This is a genomic window from Duganella aceris (assembly GCF_011090165.1).
GTDB classification, from domain to species: domain Bacteria; phylum Pseudomonadota; class Gammaproteobacteria; order Burkholderiales; family Burkholderiaceae_D; genus Rugamonas; species Rugamonas aceris.
Genome location: NZ_JAADJT010000025.1, coordinates 15,583 through 29,596 on the forward strand (window position 1 = coordinate 15,583; position 14,014 = coordinate 29,596).

Consider the following 14,014-nt stretch of genomic DNA (forward strand, 5'->3'; position numbering starts at 1 on the left):
GCTATGCGGCGGCCGCCTGCAGCGTGGCCAGCGCCGCCTCGAAATCGAACTGGTGCGCCGCCTCCGTCACTTCCTGAAACACCTCCACTCCCAGGCTGCCGGCCAGCACCGACGCCGACTGCTCCAGCACATCGATCGCCGCCCCGTCGCCTTCCTCCAGCAGCCGCGCCAGATGCTGCAACAGCATGCGCGTCTCCGGCGGCTGCGCGCCGCTGCGCTGAACCGACTGCTCCGGCTGCGCCGAATGTGTCGGCAACGGCGCTTCATCGTTGTCGAGCAGGCTGTCGATCTCGGTGACCAGGCTGCGCAGCGCCTGCTCCAGCTGCGCCAGCGGCGCCGACCAGGCGCTGGACGGCCCGGCGCAGAAGCCCTCCAGCTGCGACGCCAGCAAGTACACCTGTTGCGCCCCGATCATGCCGGCCGCGCCCTTGAGCGTGTGGACGATGCGCTGCGCGTGGCCGGTTTCGCCGGCCGCCAGCGCCCGGCGCGCCTGAAAGGCGCTGTCCGGATAGCGCTGGCGGAAGCGGCCGAGGATTTGCAGGTACAGGGCGCGGTCGCCCATCAGCTGCTGCAGGCCGGTTTCCACTTGCAGGATATGTCCGCCGGCGGGAGAGGTCAGTGTCATCGTGCGCGGGACTATGGCGTATGGGAAGGCCATACGATAGCAGACCCGTTGCTATGGACAGTTGGCATCGTGCAACAGCGCGGGTTTTATTTAGTGCTGAACGACCAATCGCGCGTGACGGAAACGCCGCCCACCGTGCCGCTGAAGCTGACGTCGTAGGTGGTGGCGGCGCGCAGCGGCGCCAGCGGCACGATGGCGGCGGCACGCTCGCTGGTGGCGCCGTCGGTGGAGCTGGTCAGCAGGCGGGTGGCGAGCGCGCTGCCGCCGCGCGGCGCCACGGTGAAGCTGCGCACCGAGACGTTGCTGTTCAGGTCGGCGTGCACGCTGATCGGGTAGCCGACTTCGTTCTGCGCCGGCACCGGATCGGGCGACTCGTTGTCGCTGAAGAAGTTGGTGGGCACGCCGCTCTGGTTGGCGATCGGATAGACGACGAAGCGGCCGTTGCCGAGGCTGGCGTAGCCGCCGACCACCGCGAAGTCGGCGGTGAAATAGGTATAGCCGTTGACGGTGGTGGCCGCGCCGGTGCCGATTTCCTTGAACAGGGTATCGAAGATCACGAAGCGATGATAGATGGCGGTGATCAATTCCTCGGCCTGGTAGAAGCCGCTGCCGTTGCTGGTGGCGGAGATCACTTCGCCGTAGGCGAATTGCCCGGTCAGCGAGTAGCCGGCGGCGGCCAGGCGGTCGTTCAGCGCCACGCCGGTGAAGCCGGGCAGGCCCTGCGTCTGGTTGTGGGTGATGATGTTGTTGACGCGCTGGTAGTCGGAATGCCCCTGCGCCGCCAGGTCGATGCGGCTGTTGCGCGTGAGCACGGTCAAGCCCAGCTGCGAGCGCCGGTAGTTGATCCAGTTGAAGCCGTCGGTCGCGTTGTTGTTGGTCAGCGTCGGCGCGCCCGGCTCCGGCGTCGGCGTGGTCGGCGTCGTCGGCGTGACGACACCGCCGGACCCTGCGACGGACGGTCCGTCCCCGCCGCCGCAAGCGCTCAGCAGCAGCGCGGTCAGCAGTGAAATGGGTAACGCGGCCGACGATATTCGCCAAGTCCTCATGATGAACTCCTGTGCAATCGCTTGATTCTATGCCGAATTCAACCTGGGCGCACTCGGTTGACTGCTAACCGTGCGGGCTTAAAATGGTAAGCTTGCTGTTTTATGATTGCCTCCAATTTGAAGCCTACAAATCAACAGCGCATGCGGCGCGCCAAATTCGCCTTGCCCAGCATGGTCACGCTGATGTCGATCGCCTGCGGCTTCGGCAGCATCGTGATCTCGGTCGACAACGCCCTGGTCGGCTCGCCCCAGGACTACCGCCTGGCCGCCATCCTGCTGGTGCTGGCCGGCGTGTTCGATGCGCTGGACGGCTTCGTGGCGCGCGCCACCAACACCGCCTCCGAATTCGGCATGCAGCTCGACTCGATCGCCGACGTGATGAACTTCGGCTGCGCGCCGGGGCTGCTGTTGTATTGCTACGGTTTCGTGCAACTGGGCGTCGACCATCCGACCCTGCTGCGCATGGGCGGCATCGCCAGCTTCTTCTTCGTCGCCTGCGGCGCGCTGCGGCTGGCGCGCTTCAACGTCAACGTGGGCCGCACCGATCCGCGCTACTTCGTCGGCATGCCGATCACGGCGGGCGCCGCCTGCGTGGCGTCGGTGGTGGTGGCGTGGCCGGATCCGGCCGCGTCGATGTGGCACGCCGGCCTGGTGGTGGCGCTGCTGTTCATGGTCGGCAGCCTGATGGTGTCGACCGTGCGCTTTCCCAGCTCGAAGCAGAAGAAGAGCTGGACCGCGCTGGTGCTGTTGCTGGTCAATTTGGGATTGCTGGCCTGGCTGCAAGCCGCTTACTTCGTGCTGTTCTTCGCCGTGTACATCGTCGGCACGCTGGCGCTGAACCTGGGATGGCGCACCGGCTGGAAGGGCGTCGCCCCGCCAGCCGTGTATGAGGATTGATTACGCCACTTCGTGACCGCGCGCCGCGCGCAGGATCTCGAACCACTGGCTGCGGCTCAGGCTGAACTGGGTCGCCTGCACCGCCTCCGCCACCGCCTCGATGCGGCCGGAGCCGGTCAACGGGATCGGGCGGCTCGGCAGCTGCATGATCCACGCGAACACCACGCTGCCGAACGGGCGTTGCAGCTCGTCGGCCACCTTCTGGATCACCGCGCGCACGCGCACGCCGGCCGCGTCGTCGCTGCTGAACAAACGGCCGCCGGCCAATGGCGACCAGATCATCGGCGCCACGCCCAGGTCCTGCAAGCCATCGAAGGTTTCATCGAACATCGGCGCCACGTTCAGCGGCGAGAACTCGACCTGGTTGGTCGCCAGCGGCACGCGGCGGTTCAGGCTTTCGAACTGGTGGCGCCTGAAATTCGACACGCCGAAGTGCTTGACCTTGCCGTCCTGCCGCAGGCGTTCGAAGGCGCCGGCGATTTCATCGAAGTCCATCAGCGGATCCGGACGGTGGATCAGCAGCAGGTCGAGGTGGTCGGTGCCCAGCTGGCGCAGCGAGTTCTCGGCCGAGGCGATGATGTGGCCGGCGCTGGTGTCGTAGTGCTGGATGCCGTGCTCGGGACGCGCCGCGTTGACCAGCTTGATGCCGCACTTGCTGACGATCTGCATGCGCGCGCGCAGCGACGGTTGCAACGCCAGCGCTTCGCCGAACACCGCCTCGACGCCGTAGCCGCCGTAGATGTCGGCGTGGTCGAAACTGGTCACGCCCATCGCCAGCGCCTGCTCGATCCAGCTTACGCGTTGCTGTGGCGTCAGGTTCCATTCGTTCATGCGCCACATGCCGGCGACGATGCGCGACAGCGTCAGGCCGTCTTTGCTGGTGACGATGGAAGGGCAGGACAAGGTCATGATCGGTCTTTCAGGAGTGAGGGAGTGCGCAGATTATAACGACAAGCTTGTACTTTAGTTACGCCGATTTTTAGCGCCAGAATGTTTCCGTACGGCGATTTCATTGTATGATCGAATCAACAATACGGCACTGGAGAGGCGTCACGTGGGATTTTTATCGTTTCTGAGACGGAAACCGAAGCCTGAGAAAGTCGCGGCCGAGGCCGCCATCGCCGTCGCGCCGGCAGCCGTGGCGCCGCCCGCGCCCGCCGCCAGAAACCCCGCCATCGTGGTCCGCGCAGAAATCGTCGACGAGCGCCATCGCCTGTGCGGCTACCGTTTCTCCGTGCCCTTCGGCGGCGACCGCGCGCCCGTGGCGGCGGCCGAACTGGTCGACACCCTGGTGGCCGCGCGCCTGCCCGAATTCGCGCAGCGGCGCATGGCGCTGGTGCCGATCGGCGCCGAGGTCGTGGCCGCCGGCCTGTACCTGCCGCTGGCGGCGCCGCACACCGTGTTCCTGCTGAACCGCAAGGCGGCCGGCATACCGGACGAGCAACTGGCCGCCGCCATGGCCGCTCTGCGCCAGGCCGGCTGCAAGGTCGCGCTGCGCGGCGTGTCGCTGGACGCCGCTGACGCGCCGTTGCTGGCGCTGTGCGATGTCGCGATGCTGTACCTGAATGAACATACGCTGGCCGAGTTCCAGACGCTGACCAGGCAGCTGCGCCTCCGCTATCCGGCGCTGAAGCTGGCGGTGGAGGGCATCGAGTCGTGGGACGAGCAACGCATGTGCCTGTCGTGGGGCTGCGCGTATTTCATGGGCCATTTCCTGACCACCAGCGACAAGGTGGATCCGGATGCCAAGGTCGATCAAAGCCGCATGACCTCGATCGAGCTGCTGAACCTGCTGCGCACCGACGCCGAACTGCCGGCGATGATCGACGTGGCCAAGCGCGATCCCGGCATGACCTTCCAGGTGCTGAACTGGGCCAACGCGCCGAGCAACGGCCAGTCCACCAAGGTGACCAGTTTGCAGCAGGCGTTCATGGTGCTGGGCCGCAATCAGCTATATCGCGGGCTGACGGTGTCGATGTTCCGGCTTGGCGGCGGCGCCAGCCGCGAGCGCGACGAATCGCTGCTGGAAGTGGCGCTGACGCGCGCGCGCTTCCTTGAAACCTGCAGCAATTTGTCACAGACCAAGCGTGATGAGTTGTTCCTGGTGGGGATGTTGTCGCTGTTCGACGTGCTGCTGGGCGTGCCGATGGGCAGCCTGGTCGGCAAGATGCATCTGTCGGACGATATCCGCGATGTGCTGCTGGGCAGCGAAGGCGTCTACGGTCCTTACCTGATGATGGTGATGCTGCTGGAGCGCGACAAGGTCGAGCGTGCGATCCAGATCGCGGATCGGCTGGGTCTGGATGTCGACGGCCTGGGCGCGATCGGCCAGGCGGCGTTCAAGTGGGCGCAGGAATCGCTGCAGCACACCGGCGCCGCCGATTGAGCCGTACCCCCCTTAAAGCCGATAGGGTCGGACCCCAAGGGGTCCGACCCTGGCATGCCGCCGTGCGGGGTAAAGCTTATTTCAGCCAGAGCCGGATCGAATCCCAGGCGCGGCCGAAGATCGACGCCTGATCGACGGTTTCCAGCGCCACCACCGGCAATTCCAGCAGCGGCTTGCCGTCGACGATCATCTTCAGCGTCCCGACGCGGCTGTTCTCGGCCAACGGCGCGACCAGCGGATCCTTGCGCTCCAGCGCCGGCTTCATCTTGCCCGCCACGCCCTTCGGCACGGTCACCAGCACGTCGGCGGCGAAGCCGATCTTCACGGCGTTCTTCGAGCCCTTCCAGATTTCCGGCGTCGCGATCGGCTGGCCCTTGGAGTACAGCTTGACCGTATCGAAGTTCTGGAAGCCCCAGTTCAGCAGCTTCTGGCTTTCCTGTGTGCGCGACTGGTCGGACGAAGTGCCCAGCACCACCGAGATCAACCGGCGCTCGCCGGCGCCGTTCGGACGGTGCGCCGAGGCGATCATGCAATAGCCGGCCGCTTCGGTGTGGCCGGTCTTCATGCCGTCGACGGTCGGATCCAGCCACAGCAAGCGGTTGCGGTTCGGCTGCGTGATCTTGTTGTAGGTGAAGCTCTTGACCGAGTCGATCTTGTAGAACTCCGGGAAGTCCAGGATCACGCGCTTGGCCAGCACCGACAGATCCTGCGCGGTCGAATAGTTTTCCGGGCTCGGCAGGCCGTGCGGATTGGCGAAGTGGGTGTTGGTCAGCCCCATGCGCGCGGCTTCCTTGTTCATCATCACCACGAAGGCGGACTCGTCGCCGGCGACCGCTTCGGCCAGCGCCACGGCGGCGTCGTTGCCCGACTGGATCATCAGGCCGTGCAGCAGGTCGTCGATGCTGACCGGCGTGGCCGGATCGATGAACATCTTGGAGCTGCTGGAATCGACCTTCCAGGCCTTGGTCGAGACGTTGACCATCTGCTGCAGGCTGACCTTCTTGTCGCGCAGCGCGCCGAAGGTGACGTAGGCCGTCATGATCTTGGTCAGCGAGGCCGGCTCGATGCGGGCGTTCGGGTCCTGCGAGGCGATGATCTGGCCGCTGGTGGCGTCCAGCAACAGCCAGGATTTGGCGGCGATGGTCGGGGCCGGCAGCGTTTGCGCCACGGCGGCGGTCATCAACATCACACTGGTAGCCAGTGCCGCGATAATTTTTTTCATGTGGTCGTGTTCGGTGGAAAGTTGAAAGCGCAATGATTATAGAGCCTTAGCCGGCGCTTGCGGTGTCCGTTTCTACTTGAGCAACATCGGTCGGACGGTGCCACATCTGCGTCACCCAGCTCTTGATGTGCTGCAGCTTGCGATGGAAGAAGTGGTCGGCGCCGGGGATCACCAGCACCGGAATATCCTGCGGCCGCAGCCATTCCAGCACGTCGATCAGCGGGATGGTGTCGTCCAGTTCGCCGTGGATAAGGATGGTGTCGGCGGGGATCGCGGCCATCTCCCATTTCTTGGCGGCGGCGCCGACCAGCACCAGGCGCTCGGCCGGCGTGCCGGCGGCGGCCAGCCGCTGCGCCAGGTGCGATTGCACGAAGGTGCCGAACGAGAAGCCCGACAGCGCCACCGGCAGACCGGGATACTTTTCCACCATCCAGGCGTGCAGCAGCGCCATGTCGTCGGTCTCGCCGATGCCGTGGTCATGCACGCCTGCCGAGGAGCCGACGCCGCGGAAGTTGATCCGCGCCACCACATAGCCGAGGTTGACGAAGGTGCGCATCAGCGTGACCGCGACCTTGTTGTCCATGGTGCCGCCGAACAGCGGATGCGGGTGGGCCACCAGCGCGATGCCGCGCGGCGCCTGCTCGGGAAAGTCGAGCATGCCTTCCATTTGGCCGACGGCGCCGGCCAGGGTGAATTTTTCGCTTTTGTTCATATCGTTTATATCTTGAGACGGTCGACAACCTTGCCATTGACCAGGTGGCTGTCGATGATTTCATCGATGTCGCTGGTGTCGACGTAGGTATACCAGGTGCCTTCGGGATAGACCACCAGCACCGGGCCTTCCTCGCAGCGGTCCAGGCAACCGGCCTGGTTGATGCGGACCTTGCCGTGACCATTCAGGTCGAGTTGCTTGCAGCGTTTCTTCGCGTGCTTCTGCGCGGTTTCGGCGCCGTGGTCGCCGCAGCTGTTGCGGCCGTCGTCGCGCTTGTTCATGCAGAAAAACACGTGGTGCTTGAAATAGGGGGCGTCGCTCATGGGATTACCTCGGGAAAGTCATGTCCATCATCATACCTTTCCTTGGCTCGCGGCGTTGAGCTTGTGGGACGGCAACCAAAGGAACCAGACGGCAAAAAACGGCCACAGCAGCGAGAGGAATTGCGCCGCGCCGTTGAAATTCAGGAACTTACCCTGTACCCATGTTTGCAAAGTGGCCACGAAATACGGGTTGGCCGGGGTCGTGTTGACGATGACCAGGCTCAGCAGCAAGGTGGTGATCGCCAGCCGCCGCTGCGCCACGTGCGGCGCGTAGGCCAGGCCGGCCAGCATGATGGCGCCGATCAGGAAGCCGCCCTGCGCGCCGGGTGTGACCCAGACAAAGGCGTTCTCCGGCGAAAACAGTAGCGCGGTCGCCAGCGCCTTGACCACCAGCGCCGCGCCCAGCATCGCGATCACCAGCAGGCCGCGCGGCGCCGGCTTGCGCAGCAGGCACAACAGCGTCAGCGCCGCACCGACCATGCCGCAGGCGGTGATGATGGTTTCGGACAGCCAGTATTGTTCCACCGTCAGCACCGCGTCCGGACGGATCAGGCCGACCAGGTCGATATCCATGTCCAGCAGTTCCGACAGCCAGTCCGACAGGATGGGCAGCAGCTGGCCCAGGCCGAACAAAAAGCTTTGCGGGTACATCTGCGCCAGCGGCCACAGCGCCAGCAGCACCAGCCCTTGGCTGGCGTGCGGCGCGAACCAGGCCTGGCGCAGCCGCTGCAACTGGCTTTGATCGAGCAGGCGGCGCACCGTCAGCACGCCGATCAAGCCGCCCAGCGCGCAGCCGGCGGCGTTGGTGTAGAAGTCCAGGTTGGACGAGACGCGGCTGGGCAGGTAGGTCTGCACCGCCTCCATCGTGCCCGACACCAGCAGCCCGGCGACGCCGGCCAGAAGCAGCGCCCAGATGTTCTTGACGCGCGGGTACAGCGCGTACACGATCAGTATCCCCAGCGGCACGTAGCCGACGATGTTGATGATGGCGTCGAACTTGGTCCAGTAGCGAGGCATGCTGGTCGTCTCAAGGAAGATCAGCGGCGACAGACCCTGGTTGTGCCAGCCGGAGAACGGGAACCAGCTGGCGTAGACAATCAGGAACAGATAGGCCAGCAGCGCCGCGCGCGTCAGCGGCGAGGTCTTGCTGACCGGGGCGAGGGGGGCTTTTCCCGACGCCGGCGCGGGCGCGGAAAGTGGAGCAGGCGCCGGTGCGGGCGCCTGCGGCTCGGAGGGCGTCGCTTCCGTCATTCCTTCGACGGCGGCAGCGCCGCCAGCCATGCCAGCACGTCGGCGGCCACCGCGTCGGAAGCGTCGGCCAGCGCGCGCGCGCCGCCGGCGGCGTCCGCGCTCGGCGCCGGCGCGCTGCGGCTGAAGGTCTTCTGGTCCACCAGCTTATGGCTGCGGAACACCGAGGCGCGCAGGCGCACCACGCCGCTGCTGCTGGTGGCGGTGTCGAAGTTCTGCGCGAAGTCCTCCACTTCCATGCGCAGCAGGTTGGTGCTGGCGGCGGCGTCGGTGGTCGACAGTACCTTGACGCCGGCCTGCGCGATGCGCGCCTTCATGCGCTGCGTCAGCAGCTGTAGCGGGGTGCTGGTCCACTGGTTGTAGGCGTAGGGGCGCGACTGGCGCGCGTCGGCGTACAGCAGGCGGTAATGCATGCGCTCCGAATCCAGCGAGGCCGGGCCGCCGATGTCGGCGATGATGATGGCGGTCGGCGATGCGGGCGTCGCCGGCGCGGCGGCGGTGGCTGGCAGCGGGCCGAAATCGTATTGCGCGGTCGACGGCCCCTTGCTGGCGCAGGCGCCGAGCAGGACCGCGATGGAGATGGCGGCGATGCGGGTGCGGATGGCGGGAATCATCTCGGTTATCCTTATTTGGTCGGAGCGGTAAAGCCTTCTTCGCCGGGGCCGGGCAGCGCGCCCGGTGCGCCGAAGATCAGGCTTTGCGGACGGTCGTTAATCTTGTTCATGGTCTTGCGCAGCGCGCGCATCGACGAGCGGGTGTCGTCGGCCAGCGAATTCACCTGCGGCAGCGTGTCCAGTTCCAGGCCGCCGGCGACGGCGTCGACCGAGGTGCCCATGCGTTCCACCGTGCCGGCGACGCGGTCGATCGGACCGCCCGGCGCTTGCAGGCCGGTGGTCAGGCGGTTGATGTCGACCACCGCCGCGTCGAGCGAGTGCAGCGTTTGCTGCGCCTGGTTCGCCAGCGCCGGCAGCTTGTCGATGGTCGGCTGCAGCTTCTTCGGCAGCTCGCGGTATTCGTTGGCGGTGGCGCTGACGTCGGAGAAGGCGGCCAGCATGGTCTTCTGGTTCTCGGGGCTGAGCAAGGTGTTGAGGCGGCGTGTGACTTCCTCGGTCTGGCTCAGGATCTCCTTGCCGCGTTTTTCCAGCTGGTCGAAGAAGCCCTGGCGTAGCGGGATGCGGGCCGGCGCGTCGGTGCTGGTGGCCAGGCGCGGCGAGCCGACCTTGTCGTCGTCGAGCTGGATGAAGGCGATGCCGGTCACGCCCTGGTAGCCCAGCGTGGCAAAGGTGGTGTTGGTGATCGGCGCGTCGGTGTTGATGTCGAGCGTGACCAGGATCTGGCCGGTGACCTTGGGGTCGAAGCGGATGTCGCCGACCTTGCCGACCTCCAGGCCGCGATAGCGCACCGGCGCCTGCGGGTTCAGGCCCGGCACCGATTGCGCGGTGGCGATCACGTAGGGGACGCGTTCGACGCGGTCGCGGTTGAACCAGAGACCGAACAGGATCGCCGCGATCAACAGCGTGATCGTGAAGAAGCCGGTGGTGAGGGCGTGGGATCGGTTTTCCATCAGTGCTCCGTGGGTGTTTTTTGGTCCAGCGCTTCCAGCGCGCGGCGGCCGCGGTCGCCGAGGAAGAACTCCTTGATAAAGGGATGATCGACCTTCAGCACCTCTTGCAGGGGACCGAGCGCGATCACATGTTTTTCAGCCAGCACGGCGATGCGGGTCGACAGCGCGAACAGCGTATCGAGATCGTGCGTGACCATCACCACCGTCAGCCCCAGTTCGCGGTGCAGCGACTTGATCAGGCTGACGAAGGCTTCGGACAAATCGGGATCGAGGCCGGCGGTCGGCTCGTCGAGGAACAGCAGCTTCGGCTCCAGCGCCAGCGCGCGCGCCAGCGCCACGCGCTTGACCATGCCGCCGGACAGGTCGGAGGGCATCTTGTTGGCGTGCTCGGGGCCGAGGCCGACCATATTCATCTTCAGCAGCACCGCGTCGCGGATCAGGTCTTCGGGCAGCGTGCGCAGCTCGCGCATCGGCTGCGCGACGTTGTCGAACACCGTCAGCGCCGAATACAGCGCGCCCTGCTGGAACAGCATGCCCCAGTGGTTGCGCAGCTGCTGCAACTGATCGGAATCGATCTCACTGATGTCCTCGCCGAACACGCGCACGCAGCCGCGCGCCGGGCGCTCCAGGCCAAGCATCTGCCGCACCAGCGTGGTCTTGCCGGTGCCGGAGCCGCCGACGATGGACATGATCTCGCCCTGTTCGATTTCCAGGTTCAGATCCTGGTGCACCACCGTGCGGCCGTACTTGGTCCACAGGCCGGTGATCTCGACCACCGGCACGCTGCCGTCCAATGTCAGCTCGCCGGTGCCGGGGCCGCAGGATTGTTCGTATTCGCTCATCGGAACCCCACGCCGTTAAACAGGATCGCGAACACCGCGTCGGCCAGGATCACCACCGTGATCGCGGTGACCACCGAGGTGGTGGTGCCGCGACCCAGGCTTTCGGTGTTGGGCTTGATGCGCAGGCCGAAGTGGCAGGACACCAGCGCGATCAGGATGCCGAACACCGCGCCCTTGCCAAGGCCGATCAGGTAGTTCGCCAGCGGCACCGCGTCCGGCAGCTTGCCGATGAAGTATTGCGCCGACAGATTCAGCTCGATCTTGGCCGACACCATGCCGCCGATCAGCGCCATGGTATCGGTCCAGATCACCAGCAGCGGCATGGCGATGGCCAGGGCCAGCACCTTCGGCATGATCAGGCGGAAGCCGTGCGAGATGCCCATCACCAGCATCGCATCGAGTTCTTCGGTCACGCGCATCACGCCCAGCTGCGCGGTGATCGAGGAGCCGGAGCGTCCGGCCACCAGGATCGCCGCCAGCAGCGGACCGAGTTCCCGGATCACGCTCATGCCGAGCAGGTTGACCAAGTAGACGTCGCCGCCGAAGGCGCGCAGCTGCTGCGCCGACAAATAGGAGAGCACCACGCCGATCAGGAATCCGACCAGCGCGGTGATGCCCAGCGCCTGGAAGCCGGCGTGGAAAATATTCGAGGAGATCTCGCGCCACGGTCCGCGCATCGGGTGGCGGATGAAACGGCCGACATCCAGCGTGACCTGGCCGATCAGGCGGATGAACGCCAGCATGTGCTCGAAGAACAGCAGCATCGCGAAGCCCAGCTTCATGACGATGGTCAGACGCTGCTGGCGCGGACGAGGGAGGTCAAGATTGCCGGTGGTTTCAAGGCGCTTGAAGAATTCTTCCTGGCCCGGCGCCAGTTGCAGCTCGGCCGGTCTGGCCTTGCCCCAGGCGTTCCAGAACAGCTGGGCGCCGATGTGGTCCATGCTGTCGACCGCCGACAGGTCCCATTTGAGCTTGTTGCCGGCGAGTGGCTTCAGCATCGTCGTGATGGTGGCCATCGCCTTGCCCTGCGCCAGCGCGTGGACTTGCCAAGTGCCGGTTGCGGCGACGGCACCGGAATTGAGAGTGAGGGTAGGCTCTTTGGCAGTAGGCATACCGCCAGTTTAAGGGAGATTGGCCCCGGCGGCTACCAATGTTCACAGGCTGGGTGTGCTGCCTCGCTCTGACAAAAGGCGAAGGGGCCTCAGGCCGCCAGCCGGCGGGCCTGGCGCTTGGGCGCCGGGGTCTCGACCGGCTTCGGTTTTGCGCCCGCATAATCGCTGGCCAGCAGCGCGTCGGCGTCGGCCTTGTCCATGCCCTGGGTCTGCAAATACTTCGACACCATCGCCACCAGCCGCTCCAGCGCGATGCGGTGGGTGGCATCCGTGTTCGCGTACAGCCAATCGGCGAAAGCCATGAAGCGCTCGAACGCCGCATCGCCCAGCAGCACCGGCAGCGTATTGCCGAAGCGGCCCGAGTTGGCCACCAGGTCCCAGTAGCGCGCGAAGCGCACCAGCCGCTGCATGGTGGGGAAGTCGATGTCGCGGTTGGCCAGGATGGTGTACGGCGCATACGGTTCGAACACCAGCCCGAATTCCTGCGTGTGGCGGATGATCGGCGTACCGCGCAGGCGCTTCAGGATGCCGAACTGGATCTCGTGCGGATTCAGCGCCCACAGCTTGTTGAAGCCGGCGGCGAAGCTCTCCACCGTCTCGCCGGGCAGGCCGGCGATCAGATCGACGTGCATGTGGGCGTTGGAGTGGTCGGTCAGCCAGCGGATATTGTCGGCCGCTTTCTGGTTGTCCTGCTTGCGGCTGACCAGGGTCTGCACCTCGGGGTTGAAGCTCTGGATGCCGATCTCGAACTGCAGCGCGCCGTGCGGGAATTTGGCGATGCCCTCTTTCAGTGCATCCGGCAGGTGGTCGGGCACCAGCTCGAAGTGGGCATAGACCGGATCGTCGGGATTCGCCTCCAGCTTATCGAGGAAGAACTGCATGATCTTCAGGCTGGTCTTGATATTCAGATTGAAGGTGCGGTCGACAAACTTGAACAGCCGCGCGCCGCGCGCATGCAGCGATTCCATCTCCGCCAGGAAGTTCTCCAGCGCGAACGGCCAAGCCGTCTTGTCCAGCGCCGACAGGCAGAACTCGCACTTGAACGGACAACCGCGCGAGGCCTCGACATAAATGGTGCGGTTCTTTATGTCGTCGTCGGTGTAGAGCGAGTAGGGCAGCTTGATCTCGGCCATCGGCGGCTGCACGCCGGCGTGGATCTTCATGATCGGCTTCGGCCCGTTGAGGATCTCGCCGCACAGCTTGGGGAAGGTGACGTCGCCCCAGCCGGTGATCAGGTAATCGGCCAGCTTGACGATTTCCTGCTCATTGGATTCGTACGACACCTCCGGTCCGCCCAGCACCACCATCACATGCGGCGCCACGCGCTTCAGCATGGCGACGACCTTGGTCGATTCCTCGACGTTCCATATATAGATACCGAAGCCGACGATCTTCGGCGCGTGCGCCAGGATGCGTTCGACGATCTCGGTGGTCTTCGCGCCGATGACGAATTCCTGCAGGCGCGTCTGCTCCTGCAACTCGCCCATATTCGCCAGGAGATAGCGCAGCCCAAGCGAGGCGTGGGTGTAGCGGGCATTGAGAGTAGTGAGCAGGATGGACATGACGTGCTTATAAATTCGGTGAAGCCGGTATTTTACCCTTGCCAGCCCTGGAAGCCTTTGCTATAGTTCGCCCCCTCGCAGAACAACGCATGCAAATGCAGAGTGAAGCGGGGAAAAGAAGAGCTTGACGAGATGTGCGAAACGCCTCATAATCTTGCCTCTTCGCTGAAGAACAAAACGCTTCTTCAGCTAGCAACACCAAATTGAGTTCTTTAAAAATTAACAGTCGATAAGTGTGGACGTTTGATGTGAGTGCACGCGGAGCTAGTCTCCGCGATACTTAAAATATCAAATGTTCACAAAAAATATAGGATGCTTCTTCGGAAGCAGCCTGTCAGTATTTTGAGTGAGCGACCCGTCAGCAATGACGGTGCTACGAAAGTAGCAAATAAACAGAGATTAAACTGAAGAGTTTGATCCTGGCTCAGATTGAACGCTGGCGGCATGCCTTACACATGCAAGTCGAACGGCAGCG

14 protein-coding genes and 1 rRNA gene are annotated in these 14,014 nt (G+C 64.7%); 3 read left to right on the plus strand and 12 right to left on the minus strand.

Going from position 1 to position 14,014, the window contains the following annotated elements; genetic code table 11:
• Position 1: 1 nt before the first annotated feature.
• Both GW587_RS30510 and GW587_RS30515 read right to left on the minus strand, forming a co-directional pair.
• The gene (locus tag GW587_RS30510) at positions 2-625 is read right to left on the minus strand and encodes an Hpt domain-containing protein (RefSeq protein ID WP_166108671.1); all 624 of its coding nucleotides are present in this window, start codon (positions 623-625) and stop codon (positions 2-4) included.
• Positions 626-711: 86 nt separating this feature from the next.
• Positions 712-1,671 carry a CAP domain-containing protein gene (locus tag GW587_RS30515; RefSeq protein WP_166108672.1) on the minus strand — a complete coding sequence of 320 codons (960 nt, stop codon included), beginning with the start codon at positions 1,669-1,671 and terminating at the stop codon, positions 712-714.
• A 141-nt stretch (positions 1,672-1,812) separates the two neighbouring features.
• Here GW587_RS30515 and pssA point away from each other — a divergent pair, with 141 nt between their 5' ends.
• The gene (pssA, locus tag GW587_RS30520; protein ID WP_166108673.1) at positions 1,813-2,568 is read left to right on the plus strand and encodes a CDP-diacylglycerol--serine O-phosphatidyltransferase; all 756 of its coding nucleotides are present in this window, start codon (positions 1,813-1,815) and stop codon (positions 2,566-2,568) included.
• Here the strand turns inward: pssA and GW587_RS30525 are convergent, their stop codons facing one another.
• The gene (locus GW587_RS30525; protein ID WP_166108674.1) at positions 2,569-3,477 is read right to left on the minus strand and encodes an aldo/keto reductase; all 909 of its coding nucleotides are present in this window, start codon (positions 3,475-3,477) and stop codon (positions 2,569-2,571) included. It lies immediately after the preceding gene.
• A 145-nt stretch (positions 3,478-3,622) separates the two neighbouring features.
• Between GW587_RS30525 and GW587_RS30530 the strand changes: the two genes are divergently transcribed.
• Complete coding sequence (locus tag GW587_RS30530) at positions 3,623-4,954, plus strand: EAL and HDOD domain-containing protein (RefSeq protein WP_371875668.1); 1,332 nt, start codon at positions 3,623-3,625, stop codon at positions 4,952-4,954.
• Between the two features lie 76 nt (positions 4,955-5,030).
• On the opposite strand, the gene GW587_RS30535 is transcribed toward GW587_RS30530, so the two are convergent.
• From GW587_RS30535 to GW587_RS30575, 9 genes are all read right to left on the minus strand, one after another.
• The gene (locus GW587_RS30535) at positions 5,031-6,176 is read right to left on the minus strand and encodes a D-alanyl-D-alanine carboxypeptidase family protein (protein WP_166108675.1); all 1,146 of its coding nucleotides are present in this window, start codon (positions 6,174-6,176) and stop codon (positions 5,031-5,033) included.
• 46 nt (positions 6,177-6,222) lie between these two features.
• Entirely contained in the window at positions 6,223-6,888 is a 666-nt protein-coding gene (locus GW587_RS30540; RefSeq protein WP_166108676.1) for an alpha/beta hydrolase, read from the minus strand.
• A gap of 5 nt (positions 6,889-6,893) precedes the next feature.
• Complete coding sequence (locus GW587_RS30545) at positions 6,894-7,211, minus strand: (2Fe-2S) ferredoxin domain-containing protein (protein WP_166108677.1); 318 nt, start codon at positions 7,209-7,211, stop codon at positions 6,894-6,896.
• Between the two features lie 30 nt (positions 7,212-7,241).
• Positions 7,242-8,462: a VanZ family protein gene (locus GW587_RS30550; RefSeq protein ID WP_166108686.1), complete on the minus strand. Its 1,221-nt coding sequence runs from the start codon at positions 8,460-8,462 to the stop codon at positions 7,242-7,244.
• Complete coding sequence (locus tag GW587_RS30555; RefSeq protein WP_166108678.1) at positions 8,459-9,073, minus strand: ABC-type transport auxiliary lipoprotein family protein; 615 nt, start codon at positions 9,071-9,073, stop codon at positions 8,459-8,461. Before GW587_RS30555 ends, GW587_RS30550 begins: the two co-directional genes overlap by 4 nt.
• A gap of 11 nt (positions 9,074-9,084) precedes the next feature.
• Entirely contained in the window at positions 9,085-10,023 is a 939-nt protein-coding gene (locus GW587_RS30560; protein WP_166108679.1) for an MlaD family protein, read from the minus strand.
• The gene (locus tag GW587_RS30565; RefSeq protein ID WP_166108680.1) at positions 10,023-10,865 is read right to left on the minus strand and encodes an ABC transporter ATP-binding protein; all 843 of its coding nucleotides are present in this window, start codon (positions 10,863-10,865) and stop codon (positions 10,023-10,025) included. The genes GW587_RS30560 and GW587_RS30565 overlap by 1 nt, the downstream gene beginning before the upstream one ends.
• Complete coding sequence (locus GW587_RS30570) at positions 10,862-11,977, minus strand: MlaE family ABC transporter permease (protein WP_166108681.1); 1,116 nt, start codon at positions 11,975-11,977, stop codon at positions 10,862-10,864. The genes GW587_RS30565 and GW587_RS30570 overlap by 4 nt, the downstream gene beginning before the upstream one ends.
• 89 nt (positions 11,978-12,066) lie before the next feature.
• Positions 12,067-13,539, minus strand: a complete 1,473-nt coding sequence (locus tag GW587_RS30575) for a B12-binding domain-containing radical SAM protein (RefSeq protein WP_166108682.1) — start codon at positions 13,537-13,539, stop codon at positions 12,067-12,069.
• 401 nt (positions 13,540-13,940) lie between these two features.
• Here GW587_RS30575 and GW587_RS30580 point away from each other — a divergent pair.
• Positions 13,941-14,014, plus strand: a 16S ribosomal RNA gene (locus tag GW587_RS30580); the annotation flags it as partial.